Genomic DNA, 21,061 nt, shown 5'->3' with positions numbered 1-21,061 from the left:
GTGCTGTGCCGCCCCGTTGACCCGGTGCGTCGACGTCCCCTCGGCGGAACAGCGTAGCCTTCGCGATCTTCGGTCCCGCATCCGATTCCCGCATCGGGTGACCGGGCAGGCAAGATGGGTGCGTGACCCTCATCGATCAGCTGCCGACGACCGCCGACCCCGATGCCCTGTACGAAGCCTTCGAGTCGTGGGCCGTCGAACGCGGTCTCACGCTCTATCCGCACCAGGAGGAGGCGCTGATCGAGGTGGTCTCCGGGGCGAACGTGATCGTCTCGACGCCCACCGGTTCCGGCAAGAGCATGATCGCGGCAGCCGCCCACTTCGCCGCTCTGGCGCGCGACGAGGTGACCTTCTACACGGCGCCGATCAAAGCGCTGGTGTCGGAGAAGTTCTTCGAACTGTGCAAGATCTTCGGCACGGAGAACGTGGGCATGCTGACCGGTGACGCGTCCGTGAACGCGGACGCCCCGGTCATCTGCTGCACCGCCGAGGTGCTGGCGTCCATCGCGCTGCGGGACGGCCGCCGGGCGGACGTGGGCCAGGTCGTCATGGACGAGTTCCACTTCTACGCGGAGCCGGACCGCGGCTGGGCCTGGCAGATCCCGCTGCTGGAGCTGCCGCAGGCGCAGTTCGTGCTGATGTCGGCGACGCTCGGTGACGTCTCCTTCTTCGAGAAGGACCTCGCCCGTCGCACCGGCCGCCCGACCGCGGTGGTCCGGTCGGCGACCCGACCGGTCCCGCTGTCGTACGAGTACCGCTACACGCCCCTCACCGAGACGCTCACCGACCTGCTGGCGGCCCGGCAGGCACCGGTGTACATCGTCCACTTCACCCAGGCGCAGGCCGTGGAGCGGGCGCAGGCACTGATGAGCATCAACATGTGCACGCGGGAGGAGAAGGACCGGATCGCCGAGCTGATCGGCAACTTCCGTTTCACCACCCGCTTCGGCCGCAACCTCTCGCGGTACGTCCGGCACGGCATCGGGGTGCACCACGCCGGCATGCTGCCCAAGTACCGGCGGCTGGTGGAGAAGCTCGCGCAGGCCGGTCTGCTGAAGGTGATCTGCGGTACCGACACGCTCGGCGTGGGGGTCAACGTGCCGATCCGCACGGTGCTGTTCACCGCGCTGACGAAGTACGACGGAAGCCGGGTGCGCACCCTGCGGGCCCGGGAGTTCCACCAGATCGCGGGGCGGGCCGGACGCGCCGGCTTCGACACGGAGGGCTTCGTCGTCGCCCAGGCGCCGGAGCATGTCGTGGAGAACGAGAAGGCGCTGGCCAAGGCGGGCGACGACCCGAAGAAGCGCCGCAAGGTGGTGCGCAAGAAGGCGCCCGAGGGATTCGTGGGGTGGACGGAGCAGACGTTCGAGAAGCTGATCGCCTCCGAGCCGGAGCCGCTGACCTCCCGGTTCCGGGTGACGCACACCATGTTGCTGTCGGTGATCGCCCGCCCCGGCAACGCCTTCGAGGCGATGCGCCGGCTGCTGGAGGACAACCACGAGCCGCGCAAACAGCAGCTCCGGCACATCCGGCGGGCCATCGCCATCTACCGCTCGCTGCTGGACGGCGGCATCGTCGAGAAGCTGGACACCCCGGACGCCGAGGGCCGGATCGTGCGCCTCACCGTGGACCTGCAGCAGGACTTCGCGCTGAACCAGCCGCTGTCCACGTTCGCCCTGGCCGCGTTCGAACTGCTGGACCCGGAGTCGCCGTCGTACGCCCTGGACATGGTGTCGGTGGTGGAGTCCACGCTGGACGACCCGCGCCAGATCCTCGCCGCCCAGCAGAACAAGGCACGCGGTGAGGCCGTCGCCGCGATGAAGGCGGACGGCGTCGAGTACGAGGAGCGCATGGAGCGCCTCCAGGACATCACGTACCCGAAGCCGCTGGAGGAGCTGCTCTTCCACGCGTACAACACCTACCGCAAGAGCCACCCCTGGGTCGGCGACCATCCGCTGTCGCCGAAGTCAGTGGTGCGGGACATGTACGAACGGGCCCTGTCCTTCACCGAGTTGGTGGCGCACTACGAGCTGGCCCGCACCGAGGGCATCGTGCTGCGCTACCTCGCCAGTGCCTACAAGGCGCTGGACCACACCGTGCCGGACGACCTCAAGTCGGAGGACCTGCAGGACCTGATCGCCTGGCTGGGCGAGATGGTGCGCCAGGTGGACTCCAGTCTGCTGGACGAGTGGGAGCAGCTGGCCAACCCGGAGACGATGACCGCCGAGGAGGCGCAGGAGAAGGCCGACCAGGTCAAGCCTGTCACGGCCAACGCGCGGGCCTTCCGGGTGCTGGTGCGCAACGCGATGTTCCGCCGGGTGGAGCTGGCGGCGCTCGACCGGGTGGACGAACTGGGCGAGCTGGACGCCGAGTCCGGCTGGGACGCCGACGCCTGGGGCGAGGCCATGGACGCGTACTGGGACGAGTACGAGGAGCTCGGCACCGGGCCCGACGCGCGCGGCCCCAAGCTGCTGCTGATCGAGGAGGAGCCGGAGCACGCGCTGTGGCGGGTCCGGCAGATCTTCGACGATCCCAACGGCGACCACGACTGGGGCATCAGCGCCGAGGTCGACCTGTCCGCCTCCGACGCGGAGGGCCGCGCGGTCGTGCGGGTCACCGCCGTCGGCCAGCTGTGAACGCGGAGGCACACCACTCATGACGAGTCCGGCCGACAGCCTCGTCGTCCTGCTCGACCTCGAGCAGATCGAGGTCAACATCTTCCGGGGCCGCAGTCCGCAGGAGTCGCTCCAACGGGTCTTCGGCGGCCAGGTGGCGGGCCAGGCGCTGGTCGCCGCGGGCCGCACCACGGACGGCGACCGCCCCGTGCACTCGCTGCACGCGTACTTCCTGCGCCCGGGCCGTCCGGGGGTGCCGATCGTGTACCAGGTGGAACGGGTGCGGGACGGCCGGTCGTTCACCACCCGCCGGGTCACCGCGGTGCAGCAGGGCCGCACGATCTTCAATCTGACCGCCTCCTTCCACCGGCCGGAGCCGGCCGCCTTCGAGCATCAGGTGCCGCCCGCCCGGGAGCTTCCGGAGCCCGAGTCGCTGCCGACGCTGGCGGACGAGCTGCGTGCGCATCTGGGCGAACTGCCGGAGCAGTGGGAGCGCATGGCCCGCCGTCAGCCCTTCGACATCCGTTACGTGGACCGGCTGCGCTGGGACCCGGACGAGGTCAGGGACGCGGAGCCGCGCAGCGCCGTGTGGATGCGGGCGGTCGGCCCGCTCGGCGACGACCCGCTGGTGCACACCTGTGCCCTGACCTACGCGAGCGACATGACCCTGCTGGACGCCGTGCGCATCCCGGTCGAGCCGCTGTGGGGGCCGCGCGGCTTCGACATGGCGTCGCTGGACCACGCCATGTGGTTCCACCGTCCGTTCCGCGCGGACGAGTGGTTCCTGTACGACCAGGAGTCACCGGTGGCCACGGGCGGACGCGGGCTGGCCCGCGGCCGGATCTACGACCGGCGGGGACGACTGCTGGTCTCGGTGGTGCAGGAGGGCCTGTTCCGCGCGGTGTAGGCCGACCGCGGGGCGACGGCCCCCGGCCCGGTCCGGCCTCGGGTGACCGGCGCGCGCCTCCGGTGCCGCGGCAGGCGGCGCAGGGGAGCGGCCCTCCGGCCGGGGTCCGCCGGCAGCGCGCGGCCGGTTCCGTCCGGGAGCCGCGGGGCGGGGCGCCGGCCGGTGGGCGCGCGCCTCGGCCACCAGCCGGGCCAGTTCGGCCCGCAGCCAGGCGATCTCGTCCGGATCCTGCGCCGTCACCACCTCCCGTGCCAGGACAGCGGCCGGAGAGCCCGGGGCTCCGTGGACCGGTGGTCCGGGCCGGGAGAGGATCACCCGCCATCGCTCGTGGGGGTCAGGGACGGCCCTGGAGAGGTGGAGCGGGGAGAGCAGCGCCGCCACGGCTCCGGCCCTCGCCCACGGGTCGTCGCCCGCCCGGCGGAGCAGGAGGCCCAGATGCCGTTGGCGCCAGTTGCGGGGCCTCGGGTCGAGGCCGGCGTCGAGACGGCCCCGCGGTGCTCCGGCGGTCCGGCCGGTGAGCAGATGGGCGTTGCGTGGATCGTCGGCGAACTGCCGTACCTCGTCGGCTGAGTAGAGCCAGACCACGGTGCGGTGGCGGGTCAGGCGGAAGGCCACCGGCACCAGCATCCCGAGCCGGGCGAGCCGGGTGAACCTCTCCTTGGGCACGCCCATCAGCGCGGCGCCTTCCGCGGTGTCCACGATGGACAGCCTGTCCTGCAGGACACGGGGCCCGTCAGGGCCGGGCCGGGGCCGGGGCGGCCCGTCGGGGAGGGACCGGGGCAGGTGCGGCCCGGAACGGTCGCGGCGGGACCGGGGCAGGTGCGGCCCGGAGCGGTCGGGACGCGGCCGTCCCGCCGGACGCGGCCCTGCCCTGCGCTCCCCTGCGTGGCGCCCTCCTCCCCGGTCGCCGCAACCGATGCGGTCGCCGTACCCGGTGCAGTCGCTGTACCCGATGCGGACGCGCTTTCGGTCTCCGTCCCGGTCGCGGTCTCCGTCTCGGTCCCGGTCGCGGTTTCCGTCTCGGTCTCGATTCGGGATTCCGTCTCGACCGCGGTTTCCGTCTCGATCGCGGTCGCGGTCGCAGTCGCCGCCCGTCGACAGGTCGAGCCCGGGTGCCATCCCCTCGTGGCCGAGCCCTCCATGGTGGTGTGCGGCGCGTCCGCCGTGGGGGTCCCGGGACGTCGCGGGTGGTGGGCCGGCGCACGCGCCCCCGTTACCGAGGCTCGTCGCGGGCGGCGCGCCGGCGGGCGTGCCCGGGTACGTGATGGTGGCGTGCGCGAGGCGTGCGGTGTGCTCGGCGGGTGCGGTGTGTGCGGTGCGTGCGGTCATGGCCGTCTCCCCCGTGAGGCGTGCGGCGGGCGCCGAGTGCGCCCGTCAGGAAGACGGTATCCGCTCGGTGACTCTCCGTGGCGACCCTGTGGATAACTGCCAAGCCGTCATCTGCCGTACGGGAACGCCCAGGTCAGAGCTGGGTGCCGGGATCGGCGCCGGGATGCCGGGGGTCGACCCCGAGGTGTTCGCCCACCCGGCTGACGAGCAGGGTCATCTCGTAGCCGACGCGGCCCAGGTCGGCTTCGGCGCCGCTCAGGACGCAGAGGCAACTGCCGTCGCCGGCGGCGGTGACGAAGAGGACCGCGTCGTCGAATTCGACGAGCGTCTGGCGCACCTCACCCGCGCCGAAGTGCCGGCCCGAGCCCTTGGCGAGACTGTGCAGTCCGGAGGAGACGGCGGCGAGGTACTCCGCGTCCTCCCGGCGCAGCCCGGTGCTCGTCCCCGTCACCAGCCCGTCGTTGGACAGCACCAGTGCGTGCCGTATGTGCTCGACGCGCTGGGTGAGATCGTCCAGCAGCCATTCGAGACCCTGGTTCTGCGCCATGTCGTGCCTCTCCCCCTGTGCTCGCTGCACTCCGCCGCACTCGACGTGGAACGTCCCCTGCCGCTTCCCCCCGGCGGGCTTCCCCCCGGGCCAGCCTTCCCCACGATCGGACGCCGGGCAAGAAGAATGGGCATCATGGGACAGAAGATGACCGACGAGGAGTGGCGGGAATTCGTCTCGTACGGGACCCGCACCGGCAAGCTGTGCACCGTTCGCGGCGACGGGAGCCCCCATGTGGCACCCGTCTGGTTCCTGATCGACGGTGACGAGGTGGTGTTCAACACCGGCAGCGGCACCGTCAAGGGGCGCAATCTCGCCCGTGACGGCAGGGTCGCCCTCTGCGTGGACGACGACCGCCCTCCGTTCCACTACGTCGTGCTGCAGGGCCGGGCCCGGCTGTCGGAGGATCCGGCCGAACTGCGGCACTGGGCCGCCCGGATCGGCGCGCGGTACATGGGTGAGGAGCGTGCCGAGGAGTTCGGCCGCCGCAACGGTGTGCCCGGCGAACTCCTCGTCCGGGTCGCCATCGACAAGGTGGTGGCGGAGAAGGGCGTCGCGGACTGAGCCCGGGTGCGACGGACCGGATACGGGATCATGCGGCCATGAGCGATCACCACAGCCACGTGCAGGAGTTCTTCGCCGCCCGGGCCGCGGACTGGGACCGCCGGTTCCCCGACGACGGCCCCGCCTACGCTGCGGCCGTCGCCGCACTCGGGCTGCGCCGGGGAGACCGGGTGCTGGACGCCGGGTGCGGCACCGGGCGTGCCCTGCCGCCGCTGCGCGCGGCCGTGGGTGCCTCCGGAACGGTGATCGGCGCCGATCTGACCCCTGCCATGCTGCACCAGGCCGCACGGGCGGGCCGTGACCGGGACGGGGCGTTGCTGCTCACCGACGCGGCGGCGCTGCCGCTGCGCGCGGGTGCGCTGGACGCCGTGTTCGCCGCCGGCCTGATCGCCCATCTGCCACATCCCGCGCAGGCGTTGCGGGAGCTGGCCCGGGTGGTGCGGCCCGGCGGGACGCTCGCGCTCTTCCATCCCGTCGGTCGGGCCGCGCTCGCCGCGCGCCAGGGCCGCCGGCTGACCGGGGACGATCTGCGCGCCGAGCCCAACCTCCGTCCCCTGCTGGCCGGTTCGGGCTGGCGGATGACCTCGTACGCGGACGAGGACGCCCGGTTCCTGGCGCTGGCGTCGCGTGCGCGCTGACGGCAGTCCCGGGGGTGGCGGCGGCTTCCGGCCACCGTGGGCGCCCCGGCCGTACGGCCTCTTCTGCCGCCGGTCCGTCCGACCGTACGTTGAGTGACAGGAGTCGAGTGACTGACAGGGCACGAACGGTCGGCGGCAGAACCCGTACTGGGGAAGGTGGACCGTATGTGGGACAGGATCCGTGACGGGTTCGGCAGACTCGTCGGCGGCGGACGCTCCGGGGAGAGGACCGAGGCGGCACCGCGGGAACGTCCGCACAACCTCTTCGAGGCGGCCGCGGCCTACGTGACAGCCCGCGTTGAGGACGACCAGGACGGGATCGAGGAGGCGTCCGGCTGGGTGTCGCCCGAGGCGCTGTCCTTCGGGGTGAACGAGCTGGCCTGTCGGGCCGTCGTGGCGCTCGCCCGGGAACGCGGCGAACCGCCGGGGGCCGTCGCGCGGGCGTTGCTGGGGCTGCCGGCAGCCTGACCTGCCCGGCCCGAAGGGCCGATTCGTCCCCGTCCGGCCGGAAAGCTGCAGCTTGGAGGGCTCCCGCCGGGCCGTGACAAGGTCCGCTGAGTCGGTCTAGTGTGCGCGCCGAGGGACGAACCGACGGGGAGGCTGGGATGGCCGGGACGGACGAGGAAGCCGTCGCCGCCACGGAGGACGCGCTCTATGTGCTGACGGCCGTGCTGCTGACGCCGGCGAAGTTCCCGAGCGTGCTGGGCGACGACTATCCGGAAGCGTGCGCGGCGCTCGGTCTCGCGCCGGTCGCCGACGGGTACGGGCTGGTGCTCGGTCAGGACGGCGAGGGCGCCCGGTGGACCGTCGTCGTGGACGACGTCTCACTGGTCGCCGTGGCGATCGCCTCCTGGGACTGCGGCATGGAGCACGATCTCTCGCCGGACGAGCGCACGGTCGTCGCCGCGCTGCCCGGCTGGCCTCTCGCGGTCGCCGTGGCCGCGCCGGACGTGCCGGCGCCGCACGACCCCGACCCGGAGATCGCCGGGCCGGCGTTGACGCCGCCGGACACGAGCGTCTGGGGACCGGCACAGCGCCGCCTGGGCGCCGACGAGATCGCCCTCCAATGGGCGACCTGGCGGGACCAGATCGACGACTCCGCGTTCGTCACCCCGTCCTCCGCAGCCACCGCCGGTGGCGACGGCAGCGGCACGGAGACGAGCGCGAGCCCAGGCACAGGCACCGGCACAGGTGAGCCTGACCCGGGTGGTTCCGACGGAGGCGGGGCCGGTGCCTCCGGTGCGGACGGCGCGACGGAACGGCGGGACACCGGTTCGGGAACGGACACGGACACGGCCCGCAGCTCCGGCGAGGCGCGGGACACGGGCGCCCCGGAGGGTCCACCCGCTTCGGGCCACTCGCGCATCGCGGACGCCGGGGACGGGCAGCCGAAGCACAGCGGTATCCGCCGCGTGCTGGCGGAGGCCCGCGCGTACGTCGACTCACCGCCGCCGCTCGGCCGCGTGCGGTCGTCGTTCGCCTCCGGCGAGGCGCGCACCCTGCGCGCCGACGGCCCTGGCTGGTCCATGGTGGCGAGGACCGACGACATCGCCTTCGTCCTGCTGGACGACGAACCCGGCGAGGTACTGCCGGTGGGCCGGGGTCCGGAACTCCCCGGCCTCCTCCAGGCCCTCGACGCGATGGCTGTGCGCCCGCTCTGACCCGACGGCCGCTCTGACCCGCCGGCCGCTCCGACCCGTCGGCCGCCCTGTCCGCCGCCTCACGGCCGGCGGCCGGGCGGGAACCGGTACCGGGCAAAGCAGCAGGCCCCTGCCCGGTACGGTTCCCGCACGGTCACGTCCGACCGGGGGCAGCTCGGCGACTCGGCCCGACGGCGCCCCTCCCTCGGTCCGGTGCGCGGGGATGTCCGGCCCGGCACCGCCCGTCGGTTCGGTGCGACGGCCGCGGTGTCAGCGGCTCAGCGGCCCAGCTCCTTGCGGGAGACACGGCGCAGCCTGCGCCGCTGCGCGGGGTCCAGGGTGAGGTATGCGGCGGCCGGGACCCCCAGGATGATCAGCAGCGCGGCCCACCAGGGCAGCCAGATGAGCAGGATGAGCCCGGCTGCCACGCCCCCCGCGGCAATCTTGGCGTTGTTCGACATGAGTGTCGCCTCCTTCGCGGCCACTGCCGCTCTCTGTCGTGAAAACGGGCCCGCGCCACCCACGGTTCCTGACCGCGACCCTGAAACGACCCTGACGTGCGCCCCTTAGGGCCTGTCGTCTCCTTCCCGTCGTCCGCCCGAAGGGCAGGCCGTGCCCGTCCCGAAGCGCAGACCGTGCGCGCCAGGTGCGTGCACGGCGTCGCGGCAGACGGAAACGTGCTGACAGCGCCCAGCGTCCTCCCCCAGCGGGCAGGAGGCCAGTGGTCGGGACCGCGCCGTTGAGCGCGACCCTGTACCGCCGCGGCGGTACCGCCCCGGCGACCCGTGCCCACCGGGCGCCCCGAAGACCGGCCCGTACCGCCCCAGCGACTCCGAGCCCACCCCGCCTCGCCCCGGCGACCCGGCTCCGTCCGGGCGACGCCCCCGTACGCCCACTTCCCGCACCCCGCACCCCGCACCCCTCGCCCGCCGGCCCCGCACGGACCCCCTGAACGGGGTGTATCCTCGGCGGCCCGACCTTCACTAGTCAAGTTTGAGGACTCACCATCACCGCAGACGCCGCACCCCTCCCCTCGTCGTCCTTCCGTCCCTTCGCGCCCGCCTGTCGTTCCGCCCTGTTCCTGCCCGGCACCCCCGCCCGCACCGGCCGGGTCGCCTTCTGGTGCCCGGGCTGTCCCGGTTGCTCCGACGCCCCCGACGCCCCTGACGGGCCGGACGGGTGGGAGGGGCCCCTTGGCGCACCGGCGGCGTACGGGGCGACGGTCGAGGAGATCACGGTCGCCGTTCCCCGGGACACCGGCATCGGGCTGGTCCGTCTTCCCGCCGTACTGGTGCCCGTCCGCACGGCGCTGCCGATCCTCACCCGCGCGCGGACCGGCGGGGACGGGGACGGCTGCCGGGTCGGACACGGGGCCCGGCCCCCGTCCCCGTCCCCTTCCCGGTCCACGCTCTTCTGGGGTTCCGCCGCCCTGCACGCCCTGCACCTGGTGGCGCGCGGCCTGCTGCTGCCCGGGCTGACCGCCGACGACGAGGATGCCTGGCGGATCGGCCCGCTGGGCGCGGACGATCTCGAGGCGCTGCGCCGGCTGGCAGCCGCGATGCCGCCCGAGGCGCACGCCGCACCCCTGGACGGCGCCGATCCTCCCCGCCTGCCCGAGCCGGGGCACCTTCTGCGCGCCTTCCTCGACGCGGTCGCCGACTCCCTGCCCCGCTCCCCCGCCGCACGCCTGGTCACCGGCAGCCCCGCCTACGCCGTGCCGGAGCCCCAGCACCTGCCCGAGCTGCGCGACTGGGCCGCCGATGTCGCCGCGGGGCACGACGCGGGGGTCCGGCTGTCGCTGCGGATCGAGCTCCGCCACCCGGCACCGGAGTCGCCGGGCCTCGCGGGAACCACCGCCACCCCCGGCCCCGGCCCCGGCGACGCCCCGGGCGGAGATCCCGGCTTCCACGACGCCGCCCCCCACACCGAACCGGACGACGCCCCCGACGACGTCACCGTCCGGGCCGTGCTCCAGGTGCACAGCGTGAGCGACCCGGCCCTCGTCGCCGACGCCGCCGACGTGTGGACCGGGGCGTCGTCCGGCCCCGCCGCCGGCCCCCGGACCACGCACGACACGCTGCTCGCCCTGCGCCGCGCCTGCCGGGCCTGGCCACCGTTGTCGCCGCTGCTGGCGGCCGCCGTGCCGGACGCGGTCGACCTGGCCGACGAGGACGTCACCGACCTGCTCGGGGACGGCGCCCGCGCGCTGGCCGGCGCGGGGGTCGAGGTGCACTGGCCCAAGGAGGTGACCCGCGGTCTGACCGCGCGGGCGGAGATCGGTCCCCCCGCCGGGTCCCCGGCGGCCGGCACCGGCGCGGGGCCGTCGCTCCTGTCGGCAGACGTGCTGCTCACCTTCGACTGGTCGCCGGCACCCGGTGACGAGCGGCGGCTCACCCGCGAGGAGCTGGACCGGCTCGCCGAGGCGCGCCGGCCCGTCGTCCGGCTGCGCGACCGGTGGATCCTGGTCGACCCCCGCTCCGTGCAGCGCGCCCGCGCGAGCCAGCCCCGTGCGGTCGCTCCCCACGACGCGCTCGGCGCGGCCCTCACCGGGTCGTTGGAGGTGGACGGCCGACGGATCGAGGTGCGTCCCACGGGCCGGCTCGCGACACTCCGGGACCGGATCGCGGACCCGGACGCTCAGGACCCCGTGGAGCCGCCGGCCGCGCTCGCCGCCACGCTGCGCGACTACCAGCGGCGCGGCCTGTCATGGCTGGCGCGGACCACCTCACTGGGACTGGGCTGCTGCCTCGCCGACGACATGGGGCTGGGCAAGACGGTCACCCTGATCGCCCTGCACCTGCACCGGCAGACCGATCCCGGGGCCGCCGGCCCCACTCTCGTGGTCTCTCCGGCCTCGCTGATGGGCAACTGGCAGCGGGAGATCGAGCGGTTCGCGCCGGGCACCCCGGTGCGCCGCTTCCACGGCCCCCGGCGCGCCCTGGACGACCTCGCCGACGACGGGTTCGTCCTCACCACGTACGGCACCATGCGCCTGGACGCGGAACGGCTGGCCGGAGTCGACTGGGGCCTGGTCGTGGCCGACGAGGCCCAGCACGTCAAGAACCCCCACGCGTCGACGGCACGCCGGCTGCGGACCATCGGAGGACGGGCCCGGGTCGCCCTCACCGGCACGCCGGTGGAGAACAACCTGTCCGAGCTGTGGGCCGTCCTCGACTGGACGACACCCGGGCTGCTGGGCCCGCTCCCCGCCTTCCGCAGGCGGTACGCGGACGCCGTCGAGGGCGGGCGGGACCCGGCCGCGGCGGAACGGCTGTCCCGGCTGGTGCGGCCCTTCCTGCTGCGCCGTCGGAAGTCGGACCCGGGCATCGCGCCGGAACTGCCGCCCAAGACGGAGACCGACCACGCCGTGTCGCTCACCGAGGAGCAGGCCGCCCTGTACGAGGCGGTGGTGCGCGAGGCCCTGGAGGAGATCTCCGGCGCGGACGGCATGGAGCGGCGCGGCATGATCGTGAAGCTGCTGACCGGGCTGAAGCAGATCTGCAACCATCCCGCGCAGTTCCTGAAGGAGGACCGTCCGGTGCTCACGGGCCGGTCCGGAAAGCTGGACCTGCTCGACGAACTCCTCCCCACCGTCCTCGCCGAGGGGGCGGGCGTCCTGGTCTTCACCCAGTACGTGCGGATGGCCCGGCTCCTGGAGCGGCATCTGGCCGCGCGCGGGGTGCCGACGCTGCTCCTGCACGGCGGCACCCCGGTCACCGCGCGGGACGCGATGGTGCGGCGCTTCCAGGATGGCGAAGTGCCCGTGTTCCTGCTGTCGTTGAAGGCCGCGGGTACGGGGCTGAACCTCACCCGGGCCGAACACGTCGTGCACTACGACCGCTGGTGGAACCCCGCCGTCGAGGCCCAGGCGACCGACCGCGCGTACCGCATCGGGCAGACGCGGCCCGTGCAGGTGCACCGGATCGTCACCGAGGGGACGGTCGAGGACCGCATCGCCGCGTTGCTGCGGCGCAAGCAGGAACTGGCCGACGCCGTGCTGGGCTCGGGTGAGGCCGCGCTGACGGAGCTGTCGGACGCGGAGCTGACGGATCTGGTGGAACTGCGGGAGGAGCTGCGATGAGCCGGTACGACGGTGCGGACACCGATCCGGTGCGCACGTTCGCGGCGTTGCCACCCGCCCACGGGCGGGCCTTCACCCGGTCGTGGTGGGGCCGGGCGTGGGTGTCAGCCCTGGAGGGAACGGCGCTGGACGCGGGGCAGGTGAAGGCGGGACGCAGGCTCGCACGGTCAGGGGCGGTCGGCGCGGTGTCGGTACGGCCGGGTCGGCTCACGGCCGTGGTCCGGGAGCGGGACGGAACCGCCCACCGCGCGGACGTGCTGGTGCGGGAGCTGTCCGACGAGCAGTGGGACCGCTTCGTGACGATGGCAGCGGCGCGTTCCGGGCACGTGGCCGCGCTGCTCGACCGGGAGATGCCGACGCATCTGGTGGAGGACGCCGAGCTGGCGGGCGTGGACCTGCTGCCCGGACTCGGCGAGCTGGAGGCGGAGTGCGACTGCGGGGCGTGGGACCACTGCGGGCACACGGCGGCGCTGTGCTACCAGGTGGCGCGGCTGCTGGACGAGGATCCGTTCGTGCTGTTGCTGCTCCGGGGGCGGGACGAGCCGGCCCTGCTGGAGGCCCTGCGGGCGGGGAACACCGCTCCCGCCGGGCCGGCCGACAGCGCGCCGAAGGGAGTGGACGCGGCCGACGCGTACGCGACCGGGCACATCCTGCCGCCGCTCCCGGACCCGCCGCCGCTCCCCGACGCCCCGGGGTCACCGCCGTCCCTGGACACGGAGACCGCACCAGCGGCCGGCGTCGATCCACAGGCCCTGGAGTTCCTCGCGGCGCGGACCGCGGCGGATGCCCACCGGCTGCTCGCGGAGGCGCTCCGGGGCGGACCCGCGCACCGGCCGGCGCTTCCGGAGCCGACGGCGGCCCAGGACGCGGTGCGCCTGGCGGCCGGGGACCCTCCGGCCCCGGTGGCGGCCCGCCTCGCCGAGGGATCGGGGCGCGGCCGGGCGGGGATGGCGGCGGCCGTGGCGGCCTGGCGGCTGGGCGGGGCGGAGGGCCTGACCGTCCTGGACGAGGAGTGGACCGTCGAGGGAGGGACGGCCGTCCGCGCACGGGAGGCCCTCGACGCGGCCTGGGAGGAGTCCGAACGGCCCGCGCTGCGCGCCCGCGCGAACCGGTGGACGGTCGTCGGGTCGCCCCTCCAACTGCGCCTGGACCGGGCCGGGCGCTGGTGGCCGTACCGGGAGGAGGACGGCCGCTGGGTCCCCGCGGGGGACGCCGACCGGGATCCGGCGACGGCCCTGGCCACGGCCGAGCGGGCGGCCGACGGCCGGGACGCCGGGACCTGAGGCTCGGGCCTCCGGCCCCACCGGAGGGAACGGGCGGGGCCGGGGACCGGAACCGGGGAGTACGGGGAGGGCCGCTCCGGGGTCGGGGGCCAGGTGCCGGGGCCCGACACGGACCGAAGCGGGGCCGGAACCGGAGTGGGACCGGCCCGGGCCGTACCGGGACCGGAGCGGGATACTCCGGCATGGGCCACTTCGGGACGGGTCACTCCGGGACGGACTACTCCGGGACGGGCAACAGCGACTCCAAGCCGCTGGGGAGGTTGCTGGGCAGACCACTCGGGAGGTCCGTCGGGAAACCGGACGGCAGCTCGGTGGGCAGCTCCGACGGCAGCTCGGTGGGCAGTCCGGACGGCAGCCGGCTCTCCAGGCCGCTCGGCAGCTCGGACGGGATGCCGAGCGACGGGTCCGGGGAGCCCCGGGTTCCCGTGCTGCTCTCACCCGGCTCCCGCTCCGGACCGTCGTCGCCGTCCGTGGCCATGAACACCAGCAGCGACACGGCGGCGACGCCCACCATGACGGCGAGCAGGATCAAAATCAGCCTGCGCCCCCCGCCGGGCCCGCGCCCGGGGCCGCCGGAGTCGTCGCCGTAAGGCTGCTCCGGCGGACCGGGAGGTCCGGGCGGGCCTGGCGGACCGGGCGGTGGGGCCCCGCCGTCGGAAGGCGGGCCGCCGTGGGAGGGGGGTCCGCCGTAGGAGGGCGGTCCGCCCCGGGAAGGTGGCCCGGAGCCGCCGCCCGGCGGGGGCGTGTCGTCCGGCGGGCCGGAGGGCGGCTGGGGCGGTACGGGAGGCATGGCCATACCTGTCATCGTCGCCTCCGCGACGCCCGGGAGCGAGGGGTTCGCACGGCGTGGACGGAGTTGACGGGCATTCGGGCCGCGTGGGCCGGCTGCCGGGCCGCCCGCGCCAGGACCACGTGCGCGGGCGGCGCCGGTGGGGTCGCGCGCGGCCTCTGCCCCGGCGCGGACGCGCGCCCCGTGCCGAGGGCCCAGTGTGTCCGGCAAGGGTGCAGGTCCCGGAACTGCTCAGTCCTTGCTGCGCGTTGATGCGCCGCCGCCCGGCAGTGGGCGGGGGCGGGAAGGACCTGACGGAGACGATCGCTCTGCTGGTGCGCCGGTCCACGACTCCGCAGCCGGGTACGAGTTCCCGCCCGGGACCGGGCGAGGCCGGCCGGGCCAATCAGGTCCGGACCGGACCGGACCGCCTGCCCCGGCAGGACCCGACGCACCCCGACCGCAGTCAGCCCTCCCCGCACCCGGCCCGGCCGAGCCGCCCACCGCACGAGGCCGTGGGTGGGACGCCGCACGAGGCCGAGGGTGAGGCGCCGCACGGGCCGGTGCGCGGACGCCGCGCGGGGCCGTGGGCGGGGATCGCCCAACGCGACGGCGGGCCGGCGACGCCCGGGGCCGAAGACGGGGACCGCCCAACGTGACGGCGGGCGAGCGCCGCCCGGGGTCGTGCGCCCCCACAGCTCACGACCGCGCGCACCACCGCCCATGACCGTGCACGGACCCCCCAACGCGACGGCGGGTGCCCACCGCACTGAACCGTGGGCGCCCCAGCGCACGCAAACCACTGCGGGGCGCCGCACAGCAGCCGCACAGCAGCCGCGCGGCGCCCCGTGGCTCACTCAGCCCCGGGCGCCCAGCAGGTGGTCCATCGCCAGCTGGTCCAGGCGCTCGAAGGCCATGCCGCGCGCGCCCGCCGCCTCGGGGTCGAAGTCCTCGAAGGCGGACCGGTCGTCGAGCAGGGCCCGCAGCCCGTCGGCGGCGGTGGGCTCGGCCAGCTGGTCCAGGCGGGACGCGCGCAGCGCCTCCTGGACCTCCGGGTCGGCGCGGAAGGCGGCGGCTCGCTCCTTGAGGATCAGGTAGTTGCGCATGCAGCCGGCCGCGGACGCCCACACGCCGTCCAGGTCCTCGGTGCGCGGCGGCTTGAAGTCGAAGTGCCGCGGGCCGCTGTAGCCGGCCGACTCCAGCAGGTCCACCAGCCAGAACGCGGCCCGCAGGTCGCCGGCGCCGAAGCGGAGGTCCTGGTCGTACTTGATGCCGGACTGGCCGTTGAGGTCGATGTGGAACAGCTTGTCCGCCCACAGCGCCTGCGCGATGCCGTGCGGGAAGTTCAGCCCGGCCATCTGCTCGTGGCCGACCTCCGGGTTGACGCCGAACAGTTCCGGGCGCTCCAGCTTCTCGATGAACGCCAGGGCGTGGCCGACGGTGGGCAGGAGGATGTCGCCGCGCGGCTCGTTGGGCTTGGGCTCCAGGGCGAAGCGGAGGTCGTAACCCTGCTCGGTGACGTACTCGGCGAGCAGGTCGAAGGCCTCCTTCATGCGGTCCAGGGCGACCCGCACGTCCTTGGCGGCGCCCGACTCGGCGCCCTCGCGGCCGCCCCAGGCGACGTAGACCTGCGCGCCGAGTTCGACCGCGAGGTCGATGTTGCGGATGGTCTTGCGCAGCGCGTAGCGGCGCACGTCCCGGTCGTTGGCGGTGAAGGCGCCGTCCTTGAACACCGGGTGGGTGAAGAGGTTGGTGGTGGCCATCGGCACCTTCATGCCGGTGGCGTCCAGCGCCTGCCGGAAGCGCTTGACGTGTCCCTCCCGCTCGCTGTCGCTCGCGCCGAACGGGATCAGGTCGTCGTCGTGGAAGGTGACGCCGTGGGCACCCAGTTCGGCCAGGCGCCGTACCGACTCGGCGGGGTCCAGGGCACGCCGGGTGGCGTCACCGAAGGGGTCCCGTCCCTGCCAGCCGACGGTCCACAGGCCGAAGGTGAACCTGTCCTCGGGGGTGGGCTGGTAGTTCATACCGCGGCTCCTTGCTCGCTGAGGCAACGCCGAGACTATTTCGTCATGGCGGTTTACAAATTAGTATGCGGGAGCATTCCTGGGAAGAGTCACCCCGCCGAGCCGCGGAAGAGGGAGTTACCGATGTCAGCAGCCGAGGGTCCGCTCGTCGTCGGCGTGGACACGTCCACGCAGTCCACCAAGGCGCTGGTCGTCGACGTGGCCACCGGCAGGATCGTGGCGAGCGGCCAGGCCCCGCACACGGTGACCACGGGGGCCGGCCGGGAGAGCGACCCGCGCCAGTGGTGGGACGCCCTGGTCGAGGCGCTGAGCCAGTGCGGGCAGCCCGCGCACGAGGCCGCGGCGGTGTCCGTGGGCGGCCAGCAGCACGGTCTGGTCACCCTCGACGCCCACGGGGAGCCGGTGCGCCCGGCGCTCCTGTGGAACGACGTGCGGTCCGCGCCGCAGGCCCAGCGGCTCACCGAGGAGTTGGGCGGCGCCAAGACCTGGGCGGAGCGCACGGGCAGCGTGCCCACCGCGTCCTTCACGGTCACCAAGTGGGCCTGGCTCGCCGAGCACGAGCCCGACGCGGTGCGGGCCACCAGGGCCGTGCGGCTGCCCCACGACTACCTCACCGAGCGGCTCACCGGGCAGGGCACGACCGACCGCGGCGACGCCTCCGGCACCGGCTGGTGGTCCTCCGGCAGCGAGGCGTACGACGAGGAGATCCTCGCCCACGTGGGGCTCGACCCGGCGCTGCTGCCCCGCGTGGTGCGACCCGGCGAGGTGGCCGGGACCGTGCGCGACGGCCACGGCCTGCCGTTCTCCAAGGGCACCCTGGTCGCGTGCGGCACCGGCGACAACGCGGCCGCCGCCCTGGGGCTCGGCGTGCGCCCCGGGATGCCGGTGATGAGCCTGGGCACCTCGGGCACGGTGTACGCGGTCTCGCGGCGGCGGACGGCGGACCCGACCGGCACGGTCGCCGGTTTCGCCGACGCGCGGGGCGACTGGCTGCCGCTGGCCTGCACCCTCAACTGCACGCTCGCCGTGGACCGGGTCGCCGCGCTGCTGGGTCTGGACCGGGAGGCGGTGGAGCCCGGCCGGGGCGTCACGCTCCTGCCGTTCCTGGACGGTGAGCGGACCCCGAACCTCCCGAACGCCTCGGGGCTCCTGCACGGTCTACGGCACGACACGACCGGCGGGCAGCTGCTCCAGGCCGCCTACGACGGTGCCGTGCACTCCCTGCTCGGCGCCCTCGACCTGGTGCTGGAGGAGGACGCGGACCCGTCGGCTCCGCTGCTGCTGATCGGCGGCGGGGCCCGGGGCAGGGCCTGGCAGGAGACCGTACGACGGCTGTCCGGGCGGCCCGTGCAGGTGCCGGAGGCCAAGGAACTGGTGGCCCTCGGTGCCGCGGCCCAGGCAGCCGGCCTGCTGACCGGCGAGGACCCGGCCGCGGTCGCGCGCCGCTGGAACACCGCGGCGGGGCCGGTGCTGGAGGCCGTGGAACGGGACGAGGAGACCCTGGCCCGGATCTCCGGGATACTCTCCGACGCGGCCCCGCTCCTGGACGCCGACCACGGCCCGCGGACCGGCTGACGGACCCGCCCGGCCGACGGCCACGTCACGCCGGGCGTCACCCGAGGGCACGCCCCCGCGGGACGCATCACCCGCGGTACGCGGTACGCCGACACGGGGGCGCCATCCGCGGTGCGCCGCCCGGTCCGTCGGACGGGCCGCCCCGCGGCACGGGGGCCGCGGGGCGGCGGAACCGCGCGCGCGTCGCACCCACGATCCGCGGGCGGCACCCACCATCCGCAGCCGGCACCCACCGGAGCAGCCACGCCCCGCCGCCCGCCCGTCACCACGCGACGGCGCCACGACCGAGGACTGACTCACGCATGACCGCACCACCGCACCGGACCCGCCCGAGCAGCCCCGGGACCGCGCTGCCCGACACCCAGCAGGGCATGCGCCGCCGCAACCTCTCCCGCGTGCTGCACACCGTGCGCGCCGAGGGCCCGCTGTCCCGGGCCTCCGTCGCCTCCCGCATCGGCCTCACCCGGGCGGCGGTGTCCACCCTCGTCGACGAGCTGATCCGCGCCGGGCTCCTGGACGAGCTGGGTCCCGAGCGGCCCGGCCGGGTCGGCCGTCCCGGGTCGGCGCTCGCCGTCAGCGGCCGGGGCCCCGCCGGGATCGGTGCCGAGGTCGGTGTGGACCACCTGGCGGTGTGCGCGGTCGACCTGCGGGGCGAGGTCCGGGCCCGCACCGTGCGCCAGGCGCCGAACCGGGGCCGCTCCCCCGAAGAGGTGCTCGGGGAGCTCACCGGGCTGATAGGCCGGGTCGTCGCCGAGGCCGAGGGTCAGGGACTGTGGCCGGCCGGGCTCGCCGTGGCCGTGCCGGGTCTGGTCGCGCGCGACGCCCGCACCGTCGTGCGAGCACCGAACCTGGGCTGGCAGGACACCGACCTCGCCGCCCTGCTGCCGGAGCGGTTGCCGCTCACGGTGGCCAACGAGGCGAACTTCGGTGCGCTCGCCGAGCTGTGGCTCGGCGAGGACACCCCGCGCGACTTCCTCCATGTGTCCGCCGAGATCGGCATCGGCGCCGCCCTGGTCGTGGACGGCCGCCTGTTGCACGGCAACCGCGGCTTCGCGGGCGAGCTGGGTCACGTGCCCGTCCATCCGGACGGCCCGGAGTGCCCCTGCGGCGGGCGCGGCTGCCTGGAGCAGTACGCGGGCGAGGAGGCGGTGCTGCGCGCGGCCGGTCTGGCGCCGGGCGAGGACCGGGTGGGTCTGCTCGCCGGCCGCGCCGACCGGGGCGACACCGCCGTGCGGCAGGCGCTGCACGACGCGGGCACGGCGCTCGGCATCGCGCTCACCGGAGCCGTGAACCTGCTCGACCCCCAGTCGGTCGTGCTGGGCGGTGCGCTCGCCGGACTCGCTCCGTGGCTGCTTCCGTCACTGCGCGCGGAGCTGGCCGGCCGCACGGCGGGCCCGGCCTGCCCGGTCACCGTCTCGCCGCTGGGCCCGGAAGGACCCCTGCTCGGGGCGGCCCACTCGGTGGTGCGGTCCGTGCTCGACGACCCGGCGGGCGTGGCCGCCCGGACGGCCTGACCTGGCGTCGGCGGGCGGTCGACGACCCGACCCGACGTCGGCAACCGGAGGCCGACCGGCGCCCCTTCACGAAGCCTTCCCGGCGCGGACGACGGACGGCCGGCAGTCAGCCGTCAGCGATCACCGATCAGTGACTGCCGGTCGGCCGCCGGCCGCCGGCGGCTGGTGACGGGCGATCGGACGTCCGGTCGCACCCCCACCCGAGTGCCTTTCACGGCCGTCGCCCTGCCGAGCGTGTCCCGGACGCCGCTCGGGCCGCTCTCCTGGTGTACTGCCCCCTGTCCTGGGACAGTTGACACGACATCAGAGGGGCGGGTGCCGGTGAGACCTCGCGACGGGCGGTTCGGGGCGGGCAGGCCGGTCCTCACGTTGCTCACGGCCCTCGGGCTGCTGGCCGGCGCGGGTCTGGCCGGGGCGCCGCCCGCCGAGGCCCTGCGGGCGGGGGCGATCGACGTCGCACCGGGCGTCACCTACCGGGAGTTCGACCTCCCGGCCGCGCACGGAACGGCGCACGCGCACCTCCTCACCGTCGACCTGCGCGACCCGCGCGTGCGGGTCGGCCTGCTGCACCCGGGCGCGGTGGCCGCGCGGGCCCGGGTGTCGCTGATGGCGGACCTGCGGAGCGCCGTCGCCGGGATCAACGGCGACTTCTTCAACATCACCGAGACCCAGCACCCGGGGGTCGCGGCGACCGGCGCGAGCGTGGGACCTGCGATCGCGGACGGGCGGGCGCTGAAAGCGGCCGTCCCGGACGGGCAGCGGTTCGGCCCGGCGCTGCCGCCGGGTACGACGGCCGAGGCCGTGTTCGGGGTGGGCGTGGACCGGCGGGCCCGCCGGGACCGGCTCACCCTGGACGGCTCGGTCCGCACCCCTACGGCCCGGCTGCCGCTCGGCGGGCTCAACCAGTACGCGCTGCCCGTCGGGTCCGTCGGGGCGTTCACTCAGGCGTGGGGCAGCGTGTCGCGAGTCCGCGCCACCTGCGGCACGGACACCGACCGGGCCGCCCCGTGCAGCACCGACACGCACGAGGTGACGGTGCGCGGCGGACGCGTCGTCTCCGTCTCCGGTACGCCCGGCAGCGGTCCCGTCACGCCGGGCACCACCGTGCTGCTGGGTCGTGAGGAGGGGGCCCGCCATCTGCGGGCGCTGGACGTCGGTGATCGGGTCAGGGTGAGGCACCGGCTGGTCCCGGCGGTGAGCCGCGTCCCGTACCGCCTGGCCGTCGGGGGTTACCCCGTGCTGGTGGGCGGGCTGCCGCTGCCGGGGCTGGACGACACCGCCTCGGCGGTGCGGACCGCCGTGGGCACCGCAGGCGGTGGCCGGCGCCTGCTGCTGCTCGCGCTGGACGGCGCGCCCGAGTACCGCGCCGGGCTGACCGTCGCCGAACTCGCCGCCGCCCTGCGGGAGCTGGGAGCCGTCGACGGCTTCAGCCTGGACGGCGGCGGCTCGTCGACGCTGGTCGCCCGTGCGCCCGGGGCGTCCGTCGTCTCCGTGCTCAACCATCCCACCGGGGGTGCCGAGCGTCCGGTGCCCAACGGGATCGGGGTCTTCGCCACGGGCTGACACCGGCCCGTC

General features: G+C 75.0%; 16 protein-coding genes. 11 read left to right on the top strand and 5 right to left on the bottom strand.

Features of this window, described 5'->3' with window-relative positions; translation table 11 throughout:
* Window positions 1–122: 122 nt before the first annotated feature.
* Both AB0F01_RS23850 and AB0F01_RS23845 read left to right on the top strand, forming a co-directional pair.
* Window positions 123–2,636, top strand: a complete 2,514-nt coding sequence (locus AB0F01_RS23850; protein WP_362099242.1) for a DUF3516 domain-containing protein — start codon at window positions 123–125, stop codon at window positions 2,634–2,636.
* Window positions 2,637–2,655: 19 nt separating this feature from the next.
* The gene (locus AB0F01_RS23845) at window positions 2,656–3,522 is read left to right on the top strand and encodes an acyl-CoA thioesterase II (protein WP_362099239.1); all 867 of its coding nucleotides are present in this window, start codon (window positions 2,656–2,658) and stop codon (window positions 3,520–3,522) included.
* Here AB0F01_RS23845 and AB0F01_RS23840 read toward each other — a convergent pair.
* Both AB0F01_RS23840 and AB0F01_RS23835 read right to left on the bottom strand, forming a co-directional pair.
* On the bottom strand, window positions 3,415–4,641 hold the full coding sequence (locus AB0F01_RS23840) for a DUF6397 family protein (protein WP_362099411.1): 1,227 nt from the start codon (window positions 4,639–4,641) through the stop codon (window positions 3,415–3,417). The genes AB0F01_RS23845 and AB0F01_RS23840 overlap by 108 nt on opposite strands.
* Window positions 4,642–4,984: 343 nt before the next feature.
* The gene (locus AB0F01_RS23835; protein WP_362099236.1) at window positions 4,985–5,398 is read right to left on the bottom strand and encodes a roadblock/LC7 domain-containing protein; all 414 of its coding nucleotides are present in this window, start codon (window positions 5,396–5,398) and stop codon (window positions 4,985–4,987) included.
* A gap of 135 nt (window positions 5,399–5,533) precedes the next feature.
* On the opposite strand from AB0F01_RS23835, the gene AB0F01_RS23830 reads away from it, so the two are divergent.
* The 4 genes from AB0F01_RS23830 to AB0F01_RS23815 all read left to right on the top strand — a co-directional run bounded on the left by AB0F01_RS23830 (window position 5,534) and on the right by AB0F01_RS23815 (window position 8,261).
* Window positions 5,534–5,962, top strand: coding sequence for a PPOX class F420-dependent oxidoreductase (locus AB0F01_RS23830; RefSeq protein WP_362099233.1), 429 nt, complete (start codon window positions 5,534–5,536; stop codon window positions 5,960–5,962).
* A gap of 38 nt (window positions 5,963–6,000) precedes the next feature.
* Window positions 6,001–6,600, top strand: coding sequence for a class I SAM-dependent methyltransferase (locus tag AB0F01_RS23825; protein ID WP_362099231.1), 600 nt, complete (start codon window positions 6,001–6,003; stop codon window positions 6,598–6,600).
* A 165-nt stretch (window positions 6,601–6,765) separates the two neighbouring features.
* Window positions 6,766–7,068 (top strand): hypothetical protein, encoded by a 303-nt coding sequence (locus tag AB0F01_RS23820; RefSeq protein WP_362099229.1) that lies wholly within the window; start codon window positions 6,766–6,768, stop codon window positions 7,066–7,068.
* A gap of 137 nt (window positions 7,069–7,205) precedes the next feature.
* The gene (locus tag AB0F01_RS23815; protein WP_362099226.1) at window positions 7,206–8,261 is read left to right on the top strand and encodes a hypothetical protein; all 1,056 of its coding nucleotides are present in this window, start codon (window positions 7,206–7,208) and stop codon (window positions 8,259–8,261) included.
* Between the two features lie 257 nt (window positions 8,262–8,518).
* Here the strand turns inward: AB0F01_RS23815 and AB0F01_RS23810 are convergent, their stop codons facing one another.
* Window positions 8,519–8,701: a hypothetical protein gene (locus AB0F01_RS23810; RefSeq protein ID WP_362099223.1), complete on the bottom strand. Its 183-nt coding sequence runs from the start codon at window positions 8,699–8,701 to the stop codon at window positions 8,519–8,521.
* A gap of 614 nt (window positions 8,702–9,315) precedes the next feature.
* Between AB0F01_RS23810 and AB0F01_RS23805 the strand changes: the two genes are divergently transcribed.
* Window positions 9,316–12,321: a DEAD/DEAH box helicase gene (locus AB0F01_RS23805; protein WP_362099408.1), complete on the top strand. Its 3,006-nt coding sequence runs from the start codon at window positions 9,316–9,318 to the stop codon at window positions 12,319–12,321.
* The gene (locus AB0F01_RS23800; RefSeq protein ID WP_362099220.1) at window positions 12,318–13,604 is read left to right on the top strand and encodes an SWF or SNF family helicase; all 1,287 of its coding nucleotides are present in this window, start codon (window positions 12,318–12,320) and stop codon (window positions 13,602–13,604) included. Before AB0F01_RS23805 ends, AB0F01_RS23800 begins: the two co-directional genes overlap by 4 nt.
* Window positions 13,605–13,821: 217 nt before the next feature.
* Here AB0F01_RS23800 and AB0F01_RS23795 read toward each other — a convergent pair whose 3' ends face one another.
* Both AB0F01_RS23795 and xylA read right to left on the bottom strand, forming a co-directional pair.
* Window positions 13,822–14,136, bottom strand: coding sequence for a hypothetical protein (locus tag AB0F01_RS23795; protein WP_362099218.1), 315 nt, complete (start codon window positions 14,134–14,136; stop codon window positions 13,822–13,824).
* Window positions 14,137–15,230: 1,094 nt separating this feature from the next.
* Window positions 15,231–16,397, bottom strand: a complete 1,167-nt coding sequence (gene xylA, locus AB0F01_RS23790) for a xylose isomerase (protein WP_362099215.1) — start codon at window positions 16,395–16,397, stop codon at window positions 15,231–15,233.
* A gap of 123 nt (window positions 16,398–16,520) precedes the next feature.
* Here xylA and xylB point away from each other — a divergent pair, with 123 nt between their 5' ends.
* The 3 genes from xylB to AB0F01_RS23775 all read left to right on the top strand — a co-directional run bounded on the left by xylB (window position 16,521) and on the right by AB0F01_RS23775 (window position 21,049).
* Window positions 16,521–17,972, top strand: a complete 1,452-nt coding sequence (xylB, locus tag AB0F01_RS23785) for a xylulokinase (protein WP_362099212.1) — start codon at window positions 16,521–16,523, stop codon at window positions 17,970–17,972.
* A 302-nt stretch (window positions 17,973–18,274) separates the two neighbouring features.
* Window positions 18,275–19,486 carry an ROK family transcriptional regulator gene (locus AB0F01_RS23780; protein ID WP_362099209.1) on the top strand — a complete coding sequence of 404 codons (1,212 nt, stop codon included), beginning with the start codon at window positions 18,275–18,277 and terminating at the stop codon, window positions 19,484–19,486.
* Window positions 19,487–19,807: 321 nt separating this feature from the next.
* Window positions 19,808–21,049 carry a phosphodiester glycosidase family protein gene (locus AB0F01_RS23775; RefSeq protein WP_362099206.1) on the top strand — a complete coding sequence of 414 codons (1,242 nt, stop codon included), beginning with the start codon at window positions 19,808–19,810 and terminating at the stop codon, window positions 21,047–21,049.
* Window positions 21,050–21,061 lie beyond the last annotated feature (12 nt).

This window comes from Streptomyces sp. NPDC029526 (genome assembly GCF_040637405.1).
Lineage (GTDB): Bacteria > Actinomycetota > Actinomycetes > Streptomycetales > Streptomycetaceae > Streptomyces.
This window is presented reverse-complemented; position numbering and strand designations above follow the sequence as displayed.

Bases quoted from the DNA above. Each gene is read 5' to 3' on its own strand.
- AB0F01_RS23845 (WP_362099239.1), top strand. From the start codon at position 2,656: ATGACGAGTCCGGCCGACAGCCTCGTCGTCCTGCTCGACCTCGAGCAG.
- AB0F01_RS23840 (WP_362099411.1), bottom strand. From the start codon at position 4,641: ATGGCACCCGGGCTCGACCTGTCGACGGGCGGCGACTGCGACCGCGAC.
- AB0F01_RS23835 (WP_362099236.1), bottom strand. From the start codon at position 5,398: ATGGCGCAGAACCAGGGTCTCGAATGGCTGCTGGACGATCTCACCCAG.
- AB0F01_RS23830 (WP_362099233.1), top strand. From the start codon at position 5,534: ATGGGACAGAAGATGACCGACGAGGAGTGGCGGGAATTCGTCTCGTAC.
- AB0F01_RS23825 (WP_362099231.1), top strand. From the start codon at position 6,001: ATGAGCGATCACCACAGCCACGTGCAGGAGTTCTTCGCCGCCCGGGCC.
- AB0F01_RS23820 (WP_362099229.1), top strand. From the start codon at position 6,766: ATGTGGGACAGGATCCGTGACGGGTTCGGCAGACTCGTCGGCGGCGGA.
- AB0F01_RS23815 (WP_362099226.1), top strand. From the start codon at position 7,206: ATGGCCGGGACGGACGAGGAAGCCGTCGCCGCCACGGAGGACGCGCTC.
- AB0F01_RS23810 (WP_362099223.1), bottom strand. From the start codon at position 8,701: ATGTCGAACAACGCCAAGATTGCCGCGGGGGGCGTGGCAGCCGGGCTC.
- AB0F01_RS23800 (WP_362099220.1), top strand. From the start codon at position 12,318: ATGAGCCGGTACGACGGTGCGGACACCGATCCGGTGCGCACGTTCGCG.
- xylA (WP_362099215.1), bottom strand. From the start codon at position 16,397: ATGAACTACCAGCCCACCCCCGAGGACAGGTTCACCTTCGGCCTGTGG.
- xylB (WP_362099212.1), top strand. From the start codon at position 16,521: ATGTCAGCAGCCGAGGGTCCGCTCGTCGTCGGCGTGGACACGTCCACG.
- AB0F01_RS23780 (WP_362099209.1), top strand. From the start codon at position 18,275: ATGACCGCACCACCGCACCGGACCCGCCCGAGCAGCCCCGGGACCGCG.